This is a genomic window from Ciceribacter thiooxidans, from assembly GCF_014126615.1.
Classification (GTDB): domain Bacteria; phylum Pseudomonadota; class Alphaproteobacteria; order Rhizobiales; family Rhizobiaceae; genus Allorhizobium; species Allorhizobium thiooxidans.
Window position 1 is genome coordinate 81,855 of record NZ_CP059896.1, and the last position, 16,066, is coordinate 97,920.

The following is a 16,066-nucleotide window of genomic DNA, read 5'->3' on the forward strand; positions in this document are numbered from 1 at the left end:
GTAAACGGGTTTCCCGGCCACCGCAATTAACGATCAGTTTCATGGGTTCCTTTCTTCGCATCCTCGGCATCGAAACCAGCTGTGACGAGACGGCGGCGTCCATCGTTCTGCGTCACGACGACGGGCGTGGCGAGATTGCCGCCGACGTCGTGCTGAGCCAACTCGACGAACACAGCGCCTATGGCGGTGTCGTGCCGGAGATCGCTGCGCGTGCGCATGTCGAAGCGCTCGATACGTTGATCGAGGAGGCCCTGGCGCGCACCGGCACCGCTCTCGGCGACATCGACGCCGTTGCGGCAACCGCCGGTCCCGGCCTCATCGGCGGCCTGATCGTCGGCCTCATGACCGGCAAGGCGATTGCAAGGGCACTATCGAAGCCGCTCTATGCCATCAACCACCTCGAAGGTCATGCACTGACCGCAAGGCTGACCGACGGGCTTTCCTTTCCCTATCTGATGCTGCTGGTATCGGGAGGGCATACCCAGCTCGTCCTGGTGCGCGGCGTCGGACAGTACGAGCGATGGGGCACGACGATCGACGACGCGCTGGGGGAAGCCTTTGACAAGACGGCGAAACTGCTTGGCCTTCCTTATCCCGGCGGGCCCGCCGTGGAGCAGGCGGCGGCGGCCGGCGATCCCAAGCGGTTTGATTTTCCTCGGCCGCTGGTCGGCGAGAGGCGGCTCGATTTCTCCTTTTCCGGCCTGAAGACGGCCGTGCGCCAGGCTGCGGAAGCAATCGCACCTGTTGCCGAGCAAGACATTTCGGATATCTGTGCCTCGTTCCAGCGGGCCATCTCGCGCACACTCGATGATCGCATCGGTCGCGGCCTTGCGCGCTTTTCCGCTGAATTTCCGGCTCTCGGCCACCCACCTGCGCTTGTCGTCGCAGGCGGGGTCGCGGCAAACCAGGAACTACGCCGCACGTTGCAGACCCTTTGCGAGCGGCACGGCTTCCGCTTCGTGGCACCTCCGCTTCGGCTCTGTACCGACAACGCCGCGATGATCGCGTGGGCCGGGCTCGAACGCATGGCTGCCGGCTTTGCCGCTGATCCGCTGGATGTGCAGCCGCGGTCGCGTTGGCCGCTCGACAGCAGCGCAGAGGTGCGGATCGGCCATGGAAAGCGTGGGGCAAAGGCATGAGTGACGTGCACCGGATCGTCGTCGTCGGAGCGGGAGCGTTCGGAACCGCACTTGCTGCGGTCATCGCGCTCGAAGGAAGATCTGAGGTAACGCTCCTCGGACGCGATCCGTCCCTGATGGCGGATCTGCGTGCCGACGGTATGCACAACGCGGCTTTGCCCGGCATCCATCTGCCCGATGCACTCCAATACTCGGCTGAACCTGAGATCCTCGCGGGAGCCGAAACCGTACTCTTCGCGATGCCGTCGCAGGCGCAGGCTGATGCTGCCGCCCAATACGGGCCCTATCTTGCTCCCGAATCAGCGGTGGTGACCTGCGCCAAGGGTATCGACCGCGCCACGTCACGGTTGCTCACCGAGGTGCTGGAAGCGGTTCTGCCGCATCATCCGGTTGCGGTTCTCTCAGGTCCGGGTTTTGCCGCCGATATCGCCCGGGGGCTGCCGACGGCTATGGCGATCGCCGCGGCGGATCTTGCCGATGCAGAGCGGTTGGCTTACGCCATTTCCGGGCGAACCTTTCGGCTATACGCATCTTCCGACCGAACAGGGGTTCAGCTTGGCGGGGCGCTCAAGAACGTACTCGCCATTGCTTGTGGCATCGTCGAAGGGATGGGGCTCGGTGACTCCGCCCGCGCGGCATTGATTGCGCGGGGGCTCGCTGAAATGTCGCGCCTCGTAGAGGCGCTCGGTGGCCGCGGCAGCACCGTCCAGGGGCTTTCGGGCCTCGGCGATCTCGTGTTGACTGCCACCAGTCATCAGTCGCGCAACCTGCGTTTCGGCATATCCCTCGGTAAGGGAGAACCGCCGGATTTTGCGCGAGGTGATCTTGTCGAAGGTGCGTTTGCGGCGGCTGTCGCTGCCCGCCTCGCCGAAGGGCATGGAATCAGCATGCCGATCACCACGGCGGTTGCCGAAATCATCGAGGGCAAGCTCGATATTCCGTCCGCCATCGAACAACTGATGACCCGTCCGATCACCACCGAATAGAACCTGTCCCCCAAGAAGGAGTAGTCGATGCTTTTTGCTGTTCTTTGCCGCGACAAGCCCAACCACCTCAATGTCCGCATGGAAACGCGCCCCGCGCATCTTGAATGGCTGAACGGACTGAATGCCGAAGGTGTTCTGAAGATTGGCGGACCTTTCCTGGATGACAATGGCAAGCCGTGCGGCTCCATGCTGCTCCTGGCGGCGGATGACGTGACAAGCGCGAAAAACATTGCCGCACAGGACCCCTATGCTGCGGCGGGCCTCTTTGAAACCGTCGAGATCAAGGCCTACAACTGGGTCTTCAACAATCCGGAGGCATAACGGCGGATGGCTTACTGGCTCTTCAAATCCGAGCCCTTCAAGTGGTCGTGGGACATGCAGAAGGCCAAGGGCGAGATCGGTGAAGAATGGACCGGTGTGCGCAACTATCTGGCACGCAACAACATGCGTGCCATGAAGATCGGCGACAAGGGGTTCTTCTACCACTCGAACGAGGGGCTCGAGGTCGTCGGCATCGTCGAGGTGTGTGCTCTCTCGCACCCCGATTCGACGGCTGAAGGCGATCCCCGCTGGGATTGCGTCGACATCCGCGCCGTCACCGACATGCCGAAGCCGGTTTCGCTGAAGGACATCAAGGCAAACGAAAAACTCTCGAAGATGTCGCTGGTGACGTCGATGCGTCTTTCCGTCCAACCGGTGACCGAGGAGGAATACCTCGAAGTCTGCCGGATGGGCGAACTCGACGACCCGCCGCGCTGAGGCTTTCGTTGAAAACTGACCCGGAGCGCTTCATCCGCGCCAACACGTCGCTGATGGCGCCGCCACACGTGCCCGAAGTCCGACTGCGACTTGCGAGCGAGGTCCACGACCTTTGGCTCAAAACCGAGGAGGAGCTCGAAGAGATCGGCCTGCCGCCGCCCTTCTGGGCCTTTGCCTGGGCGGGAGGGCAGGGGCTTGCCCGTTACGTGCTGGACCATCCGCAAACCGTCGCCGGGAAACGCGTCCTCGACTCTGCAAGTGGGTCGGGGCTTGTGGCGATCGCCGCCAAGCTCGCCGGCGCGAGAAGTGTCGTCGCGGCCGATATCGATCCCTGGGCGGAAACAGCGATCCGCCTGAACGCGGAAGCAAACGGCGTCGCGATCGAATTCTGCGGAAGGAACCTGATCGGCGAGACGCTGGAGACTGACGTCGTCCTTGCCGGCGACGTCTTCTATGACAGCGGCTTTGCGGCGGCGCTAATTCCCTGGTTCGATCGCCTTGCAGGGGAGGGTGTCGAGGTGCTGGTCGGAGATCCCGGGCGAAGCTACCTGCCAAAGGAGCGGTTGGCGGCGCTTGCCTCGTACCGGGTGCCGGTGACGAGGGCGCTCGAAGACAGCGAGATCAAGAACACGACAGTCTGGCGATTTACGTCCTGAGGGCGAGCGTGTGCTGCTCAGGGTCTGATCACGCAGACGCCGGCTTCATAACGACAGGCGCTTTCCAAGGACTTGTTGTCCGCGGTGACCTTCGCGTTCACGTCGATGATGAGCGCTTTCGGAGCGAGACGGAGCGGGACCGGCCTATAGGTCGAGTGCCCGACCATGAAGTAAATTCCGTTTCCACGGATGCGCAGCGCGGAAACATCCCCCGCATATGTTCCGATGCCGGGCAATACCGATGGAAGGCCGGAGCCGGCGACGACGCCCGGGTTTGGCTGGTGTCGGTCGTGCGCCTCAAGTTCTCCCGCCGAAAAGGCAAGCATCGCCGTCGCGACAATGGCGCCCGTTCCCTTCAGCGTCTTCATGGTGTTCTCCGGTGACTCGAGGCGTTAAGAAATGCTTAACGGCACCATGGCGCAAAATCGTACCAAAGTCATCCCTCACCCTGCTTTTCACTCTTTGAGAGAACGTGTCGACGTTCGTGCGACCAAGGTCTAAGTTCTCGTTCGTCCGAATCGATTAAAATCCATGCAGGCCGCAATTGTGCTTGTCGTGCCGCCCTCTGGTGAGTAAACGTCGCCCTGACGCAATGCACTGCAGCAGCCGGTTGCATGGCGCTGGGGACAGTCCTGATCAGGACCGCATTAGAACGCCGCGAGGTTCAGATGGCGAATGTGACAAACAAGCGGCCGTTGTCGCCGCATCTGCAAATCTACAAGCCGATTCCGACCATGGTGATGTCGATCCTGCATCGTATCACCGGTGGTGCACTCTATTTCGGCACACTCCTCGTCGCTTGGTGGCTGATTGCAGCCTCTTCCGGCGCAACATACTTCGAGTGGGTGAGCTGGTTCATGGGTACGCTCCTCGGTCGCCTGATCCTGTTCGGCTACACCTGGGCGCTCGTTCATCACATGCTCGGCGGTCTTCGCCACCTGCTCTGGGACATGGGCTATGGTTTCGAAAAGAGTTTTTCGACCAAACTCGCCAAGGCAAATCTCATCGGCTCGATCCTTCTCACCCTCGTGATCTGGGTCATCGGCTACATGGTCCGCTTCTGAGGTGAACGACATGGATATGCGCACTCCACTCAGCAAGGTTCGGGGCCTCGGCTCCGCGAAGGACGGAACCACGCATTTCTGGCGCCAGCGCCTGACGTCGGTTGCCGGAATTCCGCTCCTTGTTTTCTTCATCCTCTTCCTCGTCGCCTATAACGGGGCTCCCTATGCCGAAGTCGTCGGCGCACTGTCGAACCCCGTCGTTGCGGTGATCATGGCTTTGACGGTGATCAACAGTCTCATCCACATGCGGCTGGGCATGCAGGTGATCATCGAGGACTATGTCCACGCTGAAGGCATGAAAATCATCCTTCTGATGCTCAACACGTTTTTTGCGGTTTTCGTCGGCGGCCTCTGTCTTTTCGCCATCTTGAAGATCGCATTCGTAGGATAATTCATCATGGCACCGAACAGTTCTCCCGCCCAAGGCGGCAAGGCATACAAGTACGTCGATCATTCCTATGACGTGATCGTTGTCGGCGCCGGCGGCGCCGGTCTTCGCGCGACGCTCGGCATGGCGGAACAGGGCTTCAAGACCGCTTGCATCACCAAGGTCTTCCCGACCCGCTCGCATACGGTCGCAGCGCAGGGTGGCATTGCTGCCTCGCTGACCAACATGACGCCCGATTGCTGGCAGTGGCATCTCTACGACACCGTCAAGGGATCCGACTGGCTCGGCGACGTCGACGCCATGCAGTATCTCGCCATGGAAGCGCCGAAGGCCGTCTATGAACTCGAGCACTACGGCGTGCCCTTCTCGCGCAACGAGGAAGGCAAAATCTACCAGCGCCCGTTCGGTGGCCACATGCAGAACTACGGCGAAGGCCCGCCGGTGCAGCGCACCTGTGCGGCCGCAGACCGTACCGGCCACGCCATCCTGCACACCCTTTACGGGCAGTCGCTGCGCAACAATGCGGAATTCTTCATCGAGTACTTCGCCCTCGACCTCATCATGTCCGATGACGGCCGTTGCACGGGCGTGGTCGCCTGGAACCTCGATGACGGTACCATTCACCGCTTTGCCGCCAAGATGGTCGTACTGGCCACCGGCGGTTACGGCCGCGCCTATTTCTCGGCAACGTCCGCACATACCTGCACGGGCGACGGCGGCGGTATGATCGCACGCGCTGGCCTGCCGCTCCAGGACATGGAGTTCGTACAATTCCACCCGACCGGTATCTACGGCGCGGGCTGCCTGATCACGGAAGGTGCGCGCGGTGAAGGCGGTTACCTCGTCAACTCCGAGGGCGAGCGCTTCATGGAGCGTTATGCGCCGTCGGCGAAGGACCTTGCCTCCCGCGACGTCGTCTCCCGCTGCATGACGCTGGAAATCCGCGAAGGCCGCGGCGTGGGCAAGAACAAGGACCACATCTACCTGCATCTTGACCATCTCGATCCGGCCGTTCTGCACGAGCGCCTGCCGGGCATTTCCGAGAGCGCGAAAATCTTCGCCGGCGTCGACGTGACCCGCGAGCCGATCCCGGTCCTGCCGACCGTTCACTATAACATGGGCGGCATTCCGACGAATTATTGGGGCGAAGTCCTGAACGCTGACAGCCAGAACCCGGAACGTGTCGCGCCCGGCCTGATGGCCGTTGGCGAAGCGGGCTGTGCCTCGGTTCACGGCGCGAACCGCCTCGGCTCGAACTCGCTGATCGACCTCGTGGTCTTCGGCCGTGCGGCCGCGATCCGCGCCGGTCAGGTCATCGACAAGTCCGAGCCGGTCCCGGCCCTCAATACCGCCGCCTGCGACAAGATCATGGAGCGCTTCGACCGCGTTCGCTTCGCCTCCGGCGCTACGCCGACGGCGGTCGCTCGCGACAAGATGCAGCGCGCCATGCAGGAAGACGCCGCCGTGTTCCGCACGCAGGAAGCACTGGAATCCGGTTGCCGCCGCATCTCGGCGATCTGGAAGGGCGAGTTGCAGGACATCAAGGTCACCGACCGCTCCATGGTCTGGAACTCCGATCTGGTCGAAACGCTGGAACTCCACAATCTGATGGCCAATGCGATCACGACCGTCCACGGCGCCGAAGCGCGCAAGGAGAGCCGTGGTTCGCACGCTCGCGAGGACTATGCGACCGGTCCGCTCGGCGGACGTGACGATGTCAACTGGCGCAAACATACGCTGGCATGGGTGAGCGAAGCGGGCGACGTCAAGCTGGATTACCGTCCGGTGCACACCGACCTCATCGCCGATGGCATCGATCCGCAGAAGATCGCGCCGAAGGCGCGCGTCTACTGATCTGAGAGGAACAGGACATGGTTGAACTCGCTCTTCCCAAGAACTCGCAGATCACTGAAGGCAAAGTCTGGCCGAAGCCGGAGGGCGCCAAGAACCTGCGGGAGTATCGAATCTACCGCTGGAATCCGGACGACGGAGAAAACCCGCGCATCGATACCTACTATATCGACGTCGATAACTGCGGCCCGATGGTTCTCGATGGTCTGCTGTACATCAAGAACAACATCGATCCGACGCTGACGCTCCGCCGCTCCTGCCGCGAAGGCATCTGCGGCTCGTGCGCGATGAACATCGACGGCACCAACACCCTTGCCTGCACAAAGGGCATGGATGAGATCGGCGGCACGGTGAAGGTTTATCCGCTGCCGCACATGCCGGTCGTCAAGGACCTCGTGCCGGATCTGACCAACTTCTATGCCCAGCATCGCTCGATCGAGCCTTGGCTGAAGACCGTCTCGCCTCCGCCGGCGAAGGAGTGGAGGCAGAGCCACGAAGACCGCCTGAAGCTCGATGGTCTCTACGAGTGCATTCTGTGCGCCTGCTGCTCGACCTCCTGTCCGAGCTACTGGTGGAACGGGGACCGTTATCTCGGTCCGGCCGTCCTCCTGCAGGCCTATCGCTGGCTGATCGACAGCCGCGATGAAGCGACCGGCGAGCGTCTCGACAACCTGGAAGATCCCTTCCGGCTCTATCGCTGTCACACGATCATGAATTGTGCGCAGACCTGCCCGAAGGGGCTCAATCCGGCGAAGGCAATCGCCGAGATCAAGAAGATGATGGTCGAGCGCCGCGTCTGATCGGTGCCGATATATGTGCTTTGAACGGGTCGCAGCCGACAGGATGCGGCCCGTTCACGTATTCGGCATCGGCCGACGCCCGGTTGCAGAAGTGAATGGATCGTAATATTTGAGTGCCAACTTGATTTGAAAGGTTCGTTGGCGATAATTCCGCCGTGTTCCTGCGCGATTGACCCAATGAAGCGGATGAACGGAGTATCGATATGAAATTCAAATATGCCGCGACGGGTGTTGCTGTCGTGCTTTCGCTGGCTGGCTGCCAGCGGACCTCTTACAGCGGCCTCGATAGCTCGTCATCGCTGCCACCGTTGCAGGCCCAGCCGGTGCCGTCGGTACAGTCGGGGCAGCTTCCGCCGCCCGGCGGGGCAACCGATCCTTCGCAGTTCCCCGCAGCCCCCGCCGGCGCGCCGACGTCGGTCGCTGCTGCGGCGCCCGCGACCGCTCTCGACGTCACCAAGGAATCGATGGTTGGCAACTGGCGCGTTACGAATGCGGGCGCATCTTGCGACATGTTCCTGACGCTCACCAATCTCGGTTCGGGTTCGCGCGGAGGAACCCGAGGCTGCGCAGGTCCGTTGACGACGATGGGATCCTGGGAGGTTGAAGGCAAGCAGGTCGTTCTTAAGGATCGCAGCGGCAATGTGATCGGACGTCTCTACAAGACGGCGGATACCCGTTTCGACGGAACGACGAACAACGGTCAGCCGGTCAGCCTCAGCCGTTAGTCCTAATCTGGAGCGGGTCCAGCCTTCCTCGTTCCCGCTCGGAGCTTCCGATGCAGCCCATTCCCGATTATGCGCACAGTGTCTGCGAGCACCTGCGCTCGCAGGCCGCCGCCGGCTTGTTACAGGCCGACTCCGCCCAGATGGAAGTTGCGCAGTCTCTCGACAACATCCTGTTCGACCTGAGGCAACAGCGCCCTGCGGCAAAGTCGAGCGCGCTCGGCTGGATGTTCGCCCGCAAGAAGAAGCCCGTCGGCATGCGGCGCGGTCTTTACGTCCATGGGAGCGTCGGGCGCGGCAAGACGATGCTCATGGACCTCTTCTTCAAGTTTGCCCCTTTGGAGAAGAAGCGTCGCGCGCATTTTCACGAGTTCATGGCCGACGTCCACGCACGTATCCATGCGCATCGCGTGAAACTGAAGAACGGAGAGACGCGGCAGGCCGATCCGGTTCCTCCGGTGGCGGCCGCGTTGCGCGAGGAAGCGGAACTGCTCTGCTTCGATGAGTTCACCGTCACCGATATCGCGGATGCGATGATCCTGTCGCGGCTTTTCACTGAGCTCTTCTCGCGGGGCTGCATCCTTGTGGCCACCTCGAACGTTGAGCCGGACAACCTCTACCGGGACGGGCTCAACCGCGGTCTCTTCCTTCCCTTCGTCGCACTCCTCAAACGACATGTCGATGTCGTCAGCCTGGACTCGCCGACCGACTACCGGATGGAAAAGAACCAGCACCTGCCGGTCTACCTGACGCCGCTCGACGAGCGTGCCGATCTCGCCATGAACGCGGCCTGGCACAGCCTCGCTATAGGCACATCCGAGGGACCGGCGGTAATCGAGAGAAACGGGCGCTCGATCCACATCCCTTGTGCCGCCGGCAGGATGGCTCGGTTCACCTTTGCCGACCTTTGTGAAAAGCCGCTCGGCGCGTCGGACTATCTCGAGATTGCGAGGAGGTTTGACACCCTCTTCCTCGAGCATGTTCCGCTTCTCGGTCCGGAGAAACGGAACGAAACAAAGCGCTTCATCATTTTAATTGACGCTCTCTACGATCAGTCGGTGCGATTGTTCGTGTCTGCCGCGGCCGCCCCGAGGAGCTTCTGCCAGTGCGAAAGGGGACAGAAGGTTTTGAGTTCGACCGCACTGTTTCACGACTTTTCGAAATGCGGAGCGCCGACTACCTTGCGCTGCACAAGCGTCAGCGCCAGGGAATGTGACGATTGTAGGTCGAAAATTCTTACGTTTACGTAAGAAAATAATGATCTAACCGATTGAAAATCCTGTCTCCAAAATAATCGGTTGCGGTTTTTATCCGTTTTGTCTATGCGATCTGACGCAACGGTCGGCATAAAGCCAATGTCTGCCCGGGTTTTGGATCTAGAAGGAAGCTCTTCAATGGCGCGCAAAAAGATCGCACTTATCGGTTCTGGAATGATCGGTGGCACGCTGGCGCATCTCGCCGGCCTCAAGGAACTGGGCGATATCGTCCTGTTCGACATTGCCGACGGTGTTCCTCAGGGCAAGGGGCTGGACATTGCGGAGTCCGCGCCGGTTGAGGGCTTCAATGCCAAGCTCACGGGTGCCAGCGATTACGCCGCGATTGAAGGTGCGGACGTCTGCATCGTGACCGCAGGCGTCGCCCGCAAGCCGGGCATGAGCCGCGACGATCTGCTCGGTATCAACCTGAAGGTCATGGAGCAGGTCGGGGCAGGCATCAAGAAGTACGCGCCGAACGCCTTCGTCATCTGCATCACCAACCCGCTCGATGCCATGGTCTGGGCTCTGCAGAAGTTCTCGGGCCTGCCGAAGAACATGGTCGTCGGCATGGCCGGCGTGCTCGACAGCGCGCGCTTCCGCCACTTCCTCTCCGAAGAATTCAACGTTTCGGTCCAGGACGTCACCGCCTTTGTTCTCGGTGGCCACGGCGACAGCATGGTGCCGCTCGCCCGCTACTCGACCGTTGCCGGCATTCCGCTCACCGATCTCGTCAAGATGGGCTGGGTCACCAAGGAGCGCCTCGAAGAAATCATCCAGCGCACCCGTGACGGCGGCGCCGAAATCGTCGGCCTGCTGAAGACCGGTTCTGCCTATTATGCACCGGCCGCTTCGGCGATCGAAATGGCCGAGTCCTACCTCAAGGACAAGAAGCGCGTTCTGCCTTGCGCGGCTCATCTCTCCGGCCAGTACGGCGTCAAGGACATGTATGTCGGCGTGCCGACCGTCATCGGTGCAGGTGGCGTCGAGCGCGTCATCGAGATCGACCTCAACAAGGCGGAAGAGGAAGCCTTCCAGAAGTCCGTCGGCGCCGTCGCCGGTCTCTGCGAAGCCTGCATCAATATCGCCCCGGCGCTGAAGTAACCGCCGCGACCCATCAAACAGGGACAAGACGATGAACATTCATGAATATCAGGCCAAGGCTCTTCTGAAGGGCTACGGCGCACCGGTTGCCGAAGGCGTTGCGATCTTCTCTGCGGAAGAAGCCGAGGCCGCAGCAAAGCAGCTTCCCGGCCCGCTCTACGTGGTCAAGAGCCAGATCCATGCGGGTGGCCGCGGCAAGGGCAAGTTCAAGGAACTTGGCCCTGATGCCAAGGGCGGCGTTCGCCTCGCCTTCTCGATCGACGAAGCCAAGGCGCATGCCAAGGAAATGTTCGGCAACACGCTGGTGACAGCCCAGACAGGCGAAGCCGGCAAGCAGGTCAACCGCCTCTATATCGAGGACGGCGCCGATATTGCCCGCGAGCTCTACTGCTCGCTGCTGGTCGACCGTTCGGTCGGCCGCGTCGCCTTCGTCGTGTCGACCGAAGGCGGCATGGACATCGAGGCGGTTGCACACGACACGCCGGAGAAGATCCACACGATCGCGATCGACCCGGAAGCCGGCGTAACGGCCGATGACATCGCCAAGATCTGCAAGGCGCTCGAACTCGAAGGTGCTGCCGCCGAAGACGCCAAGTCGCTGTTCCCGGCGCTCTACAAGGCCTTCGACGAGAAGGACATGTCTCTCCTCGAGATCAACCCGCTGATCGTCATGAAGAACGGCCACCTGCGCGTCCTCGACGCCAAGGTCTCCTTCGACGGCAACGCGCTGTTCCGTCATGACGACGTCCGCGCCCTGCGCGACGAAACCGAGGAAGATGCGAAGGAAATCGAGGCCTCCAAGTGGGATCTCGCCTACGTTGCGCTCGACGGCAACATCGGCTGCATGGTCAACGGTGCCGGTCTCGCCATGGCGACGATGGACATCATCAAGCTCTACGGCGCCGAGCCCGCCAATTTCTGCGACGTCGGCGGCGGTGCCGGCAAGGAGAAGGTGGCAGCCGCTTTCAAGATCATCACAGCCGACCCGAAGGTCGAGGGCATCCTCGTCAACATCTTCGGCGGCATCATGAAGTGCGACGTCATCGCTGAAGGCGTGATCGCCGCAGTGAAGGAAGTCGGCCTGAAGGTACCGCTCGTCGTGCGCCTCGAAGGCACCAATGTCGAACTTGGCAAGAAGCTCCTGAACGAATCCGGCCTCGCGATCACCGCAGCCGACGATCTGGACGACGCTGCCAAGAAGATCGTCGCGGCGATCAACGGCTAATTGAAGGACCGGAACATATGTCCATTCTCGTAAACAAGAACACCAAGGTCCTCGTACAGGGCCTGACCGGCAAGACCGGTACCTTCCACACCGAACAGGCGCTGGCGTATTACGGCACGCAGATGGTCGGCGGTATCCATCCGAAGAAGGGTGGAGAAACCTGGACCGGTTCCAAGGGCGAAACGCTGCCGATCTTCGCGACCGTTGCCGAAGGTAAGGAAAAGACCGGCGCTGACGCGACCGTGATCTACGTTCCGCCGGCAGGCGCCGCCGACGCGATCATCGAGGCGATCGACGCCGAGGTCCCGTTCATCACCTGCATCACCGAGGGTATCCCGGTCATGGACATGGTGCGGGTCAAGGCTAGGCTCGACAAGTCGAAGTCGCGCCTGCTCGGTCCCAACTGCCCGGGCATCCTGACCCCGGAAGAGTGCAAGATCGGCATCATGCCGGGCTCGATCTTCCGCAAGGGTTCGGTCGGTATCGTTTCGCGCTCCGGCACGCTGACCTATGAGGCCGTGTTCCAGACCTCCAACGAAGGTCTCGGCCAGACGACGGCTGTCGGCATCGGCGGCGATCCGGTCAAGGGCACCGAGTTCATCGATGTCCTGGAAATGTTCCTCGCCGACGAGGCCACGACGTCGATCATCATGATCGGTGAAATCGGCGGCTCAGCCGAAGAGGATGCCGCCCAGTTCCTGATCGACGAAGCCAAGAAGGGTCGCAAGAAGCCGATGGCAGGCTTCATCGCCGGCCGGACGGCGCCGAAGGGCCGCACCATGGGCCACGCCGGTGCGGTTGTTTCCGGCGGCAAGGGTGACGCGGAATCGAAGATCGCCGCTATGGAAGCTGCGGGCATCAAGGTGTCGCCGTCGCCGGCACGTCTTGGCAAGACTCTGGTCGAAGTCCTGAAGGGCTGACCTATCTAAGACAATAGGCCGGGCAAAGGGAGAGCTAGGAATCCCTTGCCCGGATCCTGCATTTCGGTCACTGCGCGTGCGGATCGCATCGGGAGTGGCAAGCAGCGGGCCGGTTTCCGGCCATCACCACAAGTGGGAGGCGGGTGCGAAAGCCCGCGAACAGTATGGCAAGGCAAGAAGCCAACGAGCAGTTTCTGATCACGTCGTTCCTTGACGGATCGAATGCAGCCTATATTGAGCAGCTCTATGCGCGTTACGAGGACGATCCGGCCTCTGTGCCGGCCGAATGGCAGTCCTTCTTCAAGGCGCTGGACGACAAGCCCGAGGACGTGAAGAAGGCCGCAGCCGGGGCCTCCTGGCAGCGCAAGAATTGGCCGATCTCTGCGAACGGCGAACTCGTATCCGCACTCGACGGCAATTGGGGCCTTGCCGAGAAGGCCATCGAAACCAAGGTCAAGGCGAAGGCTGCAGCCTCCGGAACGCCGCTCAGCGAAGCCGAAATCATGCAGGCGACACGGGATTCCGTTCGTGCCATCATGATGATCCGCGCCTACCGCATGCGCGGCCACCTCCACGCGAACCTCGATCCGCTCGGCCTTGCAGCTCCGGTTGACGACTATAACGAACTTTCGCCAGCAGCCTACGGCTTTACGGAAGCCGATTACAGCCGGAAGATCTTCATCGACAACGTCCTGGGTCTGGAATACGCCACGATCCCGGAAATGCTCGATATCCTGAAGCGGACCTATTGCTCGACGCTCGGCGTCGAATTCATGCACATCTCCAATCCGGAAGAGAAGGCGTGGATCCAGGAGCGCATCGAGGGCCCGAACAAGGGCGTCGAGTTCACGGAAAACGGCAAGAAGGCTATCCTTTCCAAGCTGATCGAGGCGGAAGGCTTCGAACAGTTCATCGACGTCAAATACAAGGGCACGAAGCGTTTCGGCCTCGACGGCGGCGAGTCCCTCATTCCGGCGCTTGAGCAGATCATCAAGCGAGGCGGACAGGACGGGCTCGAGGAAATCGTTTTCGGCATGGCCCACCGCGGCCGCCTGAACGTTCTCACCAACGTGATGGGCAAGCCGCACCGCGCGGTCTTCCACGAATTCAAGGGCGGCTCGTTCAAGCCCGACGAAGTCGAAGGCTCCGGCGACGTGAAGTATCACCTCGGCGCGTCTTCCGACCGTGAGTTCGACGGCAACAAGGTGCACCTGTCGCTGACCGCCAACCCGTCGCATCTCGAGATCGTCAACCCGGTCGTTATGGGCAAGGCCCGCGCCAAGCAGGATCAGCTCGCCAAGGTCTGGGAGGGCGACATCATCCCGCTCAGGGAGCGGTCAAAGGTTCTTCCGTTGTTGCTGCACGGCGACGCGGCCTTCGCCGGCCAGGGCGTCGTCGCGGAAATCCTCGGTCTTTCCGGCCTGCGTGGTCACCGCGTCGCCGGTACCATGCACTTCATCATCAACAACCAGATCGGCTTTACGACCAACCCGGCCTTCTCGCGATCGTCGCCGTATCCGTCCGACGTCGCCAAGATGATCGAGGCGCCGATCTTCCACGTGAACGGCGACGATCCGGAAGCGGTGGTCTATGCGGCAAAGGTCGCTACCGAATTCCGCATGAAGTTCCACAAGCCGGTCGTGGTCGACATGTTCTGTTACCGCCGCTTCGGTCACAACGAAGGCGACGAGCCGGCGTTCACCCAGCCGAAGATGTACAAGGCGATCCGGGCCCACAAGACGGTCGTACAGCTCTACGCAGAGCGACTGATCGCGGAAGGGCTTATCACCGAAGGCGAATTCGAGAAGATGAAAGCCGACTGGCGCGCGCATCTCGAACAGGAGTTCGAGGCGGGCCAGGCCTACAAGCCGAACAAGGCCGACTGGCTGGACGGTGTCTGGTCGGGCCTGAGGACGGCTGACAACGCCGACGAACAGCGCCGCGGCAAGACCTCGGTTCCGATGAAGGCGCTGAAGGAGCTCGGGCGCAAGCTTTCGACGATCCCGGAAGGTTTCAAGGCGCATCGCACCATCCAGCGCTTCATGGACAACCGGGCGCAGATGGTCGAAACCGGCGAAGGGATCGACTGGGCGATGGCCGAAGCGTTCGCCTTCGGGTCGCTCTGCCTCGACGGGCACAAGATCCGTCTCTCGGGCCAGGACTGCGAACGCGGAACGTTCTCGCAACGTCATTCGGTGCTCTACGATCAGGAGACGGAAGAACGTTACATTCCGCTCGCCAATCTGTCGCCGACCCAGGCACGTTACGAAGTCATCAACTCGATGCTTTCGGAAGAGGCGGTGCTCGGCTTCGAATACGGCTACTCGCTTGCCCGCCCGAATGCTCTGACGCTCTGGGAAGCGCAGTTCGGCGACTTCGCCAACGGCGCCCAGGTCGTCTTCGACCAGTTCATCTCCTCCGGCGAACGCAAGTGGCTCCGCATGTCCGGCCTCGTCTGCCTTCTGCCGCATGGCTACGAAGGGCAGGGGCCGGAACATTCGTCCGCCCGTCTGGAACGTTTCCTGCAGCTTTGTGCGGAAGACAACATGCAGGTCGCCAACTGCACGACGCCGGCGAACTACTTCCACATCCTGCGCCGTCAGATGAAGCGCGACTTCCGCAAGCCGCTGATCCTGATGACGCCGAAGTCGTTGCTGCGCCACAAGCGTGCGGTTTCGTCGCTGTCGGAAATGGCTGGCGAGTCGTCGTTCCACCGTCTGCTGTGGGACGATGCGGAAGTCGTCAAGGACGGCCCGATCAAGCTGCAGAAGGACAACAAGGTCCGGCGGGTCGTCATGTGCACGGGCAAGGTCTACTACGACCTGCTCGAAGAGCGCGAGAAGCGCGGCATCGACGACATCTATCTTCTGCGCGTCGAGCAGCTCTATCCATTCCCGGCCAAGGCTCTCATCAACGAGTTGTCGCGCTTCCGGAACGCGGAAATGGTCTGGTGCCAGGAAGAGCCGAAAAACATGGGTGCGTGGTCGTTCATCGATCCGTATCTGGAATGGGTGCTTGCTCATATCGACGCCAAGTACCAGCGTGTCCGCTACACCGGGCGCCCTGCAGCTGCCTCGCCGGCGACCGGCCTCATGTCGAAGCACCTGGCACAGCTCGAAGCATTCCTCGAGGACGCGCTGGGGGCTAACGCTCCCCAGGCTCAACCGACCCATTCGACAGAAACCGATAACTGATCAAC

The 16,066-nt window shown here is 61.5% G+C and carries 15 protein-coding genes and 1 pseudogene; 15 read left to right on the forward strand and 1 reads right to left on the reverse strand.

The window, feature by feature from the left end; translation table 11 throughout:
- Nucleotides 1-41 precede the first annotated feature (41 nt).
- Genes tsaD through H4I97_RS00340 form a run of 5 tightly spaced genes read left to right on the forward strand, consistent with a single transcriptional unit; the run spans nucleotide 42 to nucleotide 3,540 of the window.
- Entirely contained in the window at nucleotides 42-1,139 is a 1,098-nt protein-coding gene (gene tsaD, locus H4I97_RS00320; RefSeq protein ID WP_182306008.1) for a tRNA (adenosine(37)-N6)-threonylcarbamoyltransferase complex transferase subunit TsaD, read from the forward strand.
- Nucleotides 1,136-2,125 (forward strand): NAD(P)H-dependent glycerol-3-phosphate dehydrogenase, encoded by a 990-nt coding sequence (locus H4I97_RS00325; RefSeq protein WP_182306009.1) that lies wholly within the window; start codon nucleotides 1,136-1,138, stop codon nucleotides 2,123-2,125. The genes tsaD and H4I97_RS00325 overlap by 4 nt, the downstream gene beginning before the upstream one ends.
- Nucleotides 2,126-2,152: 27 nt before the next feature.
- Nucleotides 2,153-2,446, forward strand: coding sequence for a YciI-like protein (locus H4I97_RS00330; RefSeq protein ID WP_182306010.1), 294 nt, complete (start codon nucleotides 2,153-2,155; stop codon nucleotides 2,444-2,446).
- A gap of 6 nt (nucleotides 2,447-2,452) precedes the next feature.
- A complete protein-coding gene (locus H4I97_RS00335; RefSeq protein ID WP_182306011.1) occupies nucleotides 2,453-2,884 on the forward strand; it encodes an EVE domain-containing protein in 432 nt (143 codons plus the stop codon).
- A gap of 8 nt (nucleotides 2,885-2,892) precedes the next feature.
- Nucleotides 2,893-3,540 carry a class I SAM-dependent methyltransferase gene (locus H4I97_RS00340; protein WP_182306012.1) on the forward strand — a complete coding sequence of 216 codons (648 nt, stop codon included), beginning with the start codon at nucleotides 2,893-2,895 and terminating at the stop codon, nucleotides 3,538-3,540.
- A 17-nt stretch (nucleotides 3,541-3,557) separates the two neighbouring features.
- Here the strand turns inward: H4I97_RS00340 and H4I97_RS00345 are convergent, their stop codons facing one another.
- Nucleotides 3,558-3,908, reverse strand: a complete 351-nt coding sequence (locus H4I97_RS00345; RefSeq protein WP_182306013.1) for a hypothetical protein — start codon at nucleotides 3,906-3,908, stop codon at nucleotides 3,558-3,560.
- 300 nt (nucleotides 3,909-4,208) lie between these two features.
- Here H4I97_RS00345 and sdhC point away from each other — a divergent pair, with 300 nt between their 5' ends.
- From sdhC to H4I97_RS00395, 10 genes and pseudogenes are all read left to right on the forward strand, one after another.
- On the forward strand, nucleotides 4,209-4,604 hold the full coding sequence (sdhC, locus tag H4I97_RS00350) for a succinate dehydrogenase, cytochrome b556 subunit (protein WP_182306014.1): 396 nt from the start codon (nucleotides 4,209-4,211) through the stop codon (nucleotides 4,602-4,604).
- A gap of 10 nt (nucleotides 4,605-4,614) precedes the next feature.
- Nucleotides 4,615-4,995, forward strand: coding sequence for a succinate dehydrogenase, hydrophobic membrane anchor protein (gene sdhD, locus H4I97_RS00355; RefSeq protein ID WP_182306015.1), 381 nt, complete (start codon nucleotides 4,615-4,617; stop codon nucleotides 4,993-4,995).
- A gap of 6 nt (nucleotides 4,996-5,001) precedes the next feature.
- The gene (gene sdhA / locus H4I97_RS00360; protein WP_182306016.1) at nucleotides 5,002-6,846 is read left to right on the forward strand and encodes a succinate dehydrogenase flavoprotein subunit; all 1,845 of its coding nucleotides are present in this window, start codon (nucleotides 5,002-5,004) and stop codon (nucleotides 6,844-6,846) included.
- A 17-nt stretch (nucleotides 6,847-6,863) separates the two neighbouring features.
- Nucleotides 6,864-7,643, forward strand: coding sequence for a succinate dehydrogenase iron-sulfur subunit (locus H4I97_RS00365; protein ID WP_182306017.1), 780 nt, complete (start codon nucleotides 6,864-6,866; stop codon nucleotides 7,641-7,643).
- 203 nt (nucleotides 7,644-7,846) lie between these two features.
- Nucleotides 7,847-8,368, forward strand: a complete 522-nt coding sequence (locus tag H4I97_RS00370; RefSeq protein WP_182306018.1) for a protease inhibitor Inh/omp19 family protein — start codon at nucleotides 7,847-7,849, stop codon at nucleotides 8,366-8,368.
- 50 nt (nucleotides 8,369-8,418) lie between these two features.
- Nucleotides 8,419-9,581, forward strand: a pseudogene (zapE, locus tag H4I97_RS00375) (cell division protein ZapE).
- 178 nt (nucleotides 9,582-9,759) lie between these two features.
- Nucleotides 9,760-10,722 (forward strand): malate dehydrogenase, encoded by a 963-nt coding sequence (gene mdh / locus H4I97_RS00380; RefSeq protein ID WP_182306019.1) that lies wholly within the window; start codon nucleotides 9,760-9,762, stop codon nucleotides 10,720-10,722.
- A gap of 31 nt (nucleotides 10,723-10,753) precedes the next feature.
- Nucleotides 10,754-11,947 carry an ADP-forming succinate--CoA ligase subunit beta gene (sucC, locus tag H4I97_RS00385; protein ID WP_182306020.1) on the forward strand — a complete coding sequence of 398 codons (1,194 nt, stop codon included), beginning with the start codon at nucleotides 10,754-10,756 and terminating at the stop codon, nucleotides 11,945-11,947.
- A 17-nt stretch (nucleotides 11,948-11,964) separates the two neighbouring features.
- Nucleotides 11,965-12,867: a succinate--CoA ligase subunit alpha gene (gene sucD / locus H4I97_RS00390; RefSeq protein ID WP_182306021.1), complete on the forward strand. Its 903-nt coding sequence runs from the start codon at nucleotides 11,965-11,967 to the stop codon at nucleotides 12,865-12,867.
- A gap of 164 nt (nucleotides 12,868-13,031) precedes the next feature.
- Nucleotides 13,032-16,061: a 2-oxoglutarate dehydrogenase E1 component gene (locus H4I97_RS00395; protein ID WP_182306022.1), complete on the forward strand. Its 3,030-nt coding sequence runs from the start codon at nucleotides 13,032-13,034 to the stop codon at nucleotides 16,059-16,061.
- The last annotated feature ends 5 nt before the right edge of the window (nucleotides 16,062-16,066 follow it).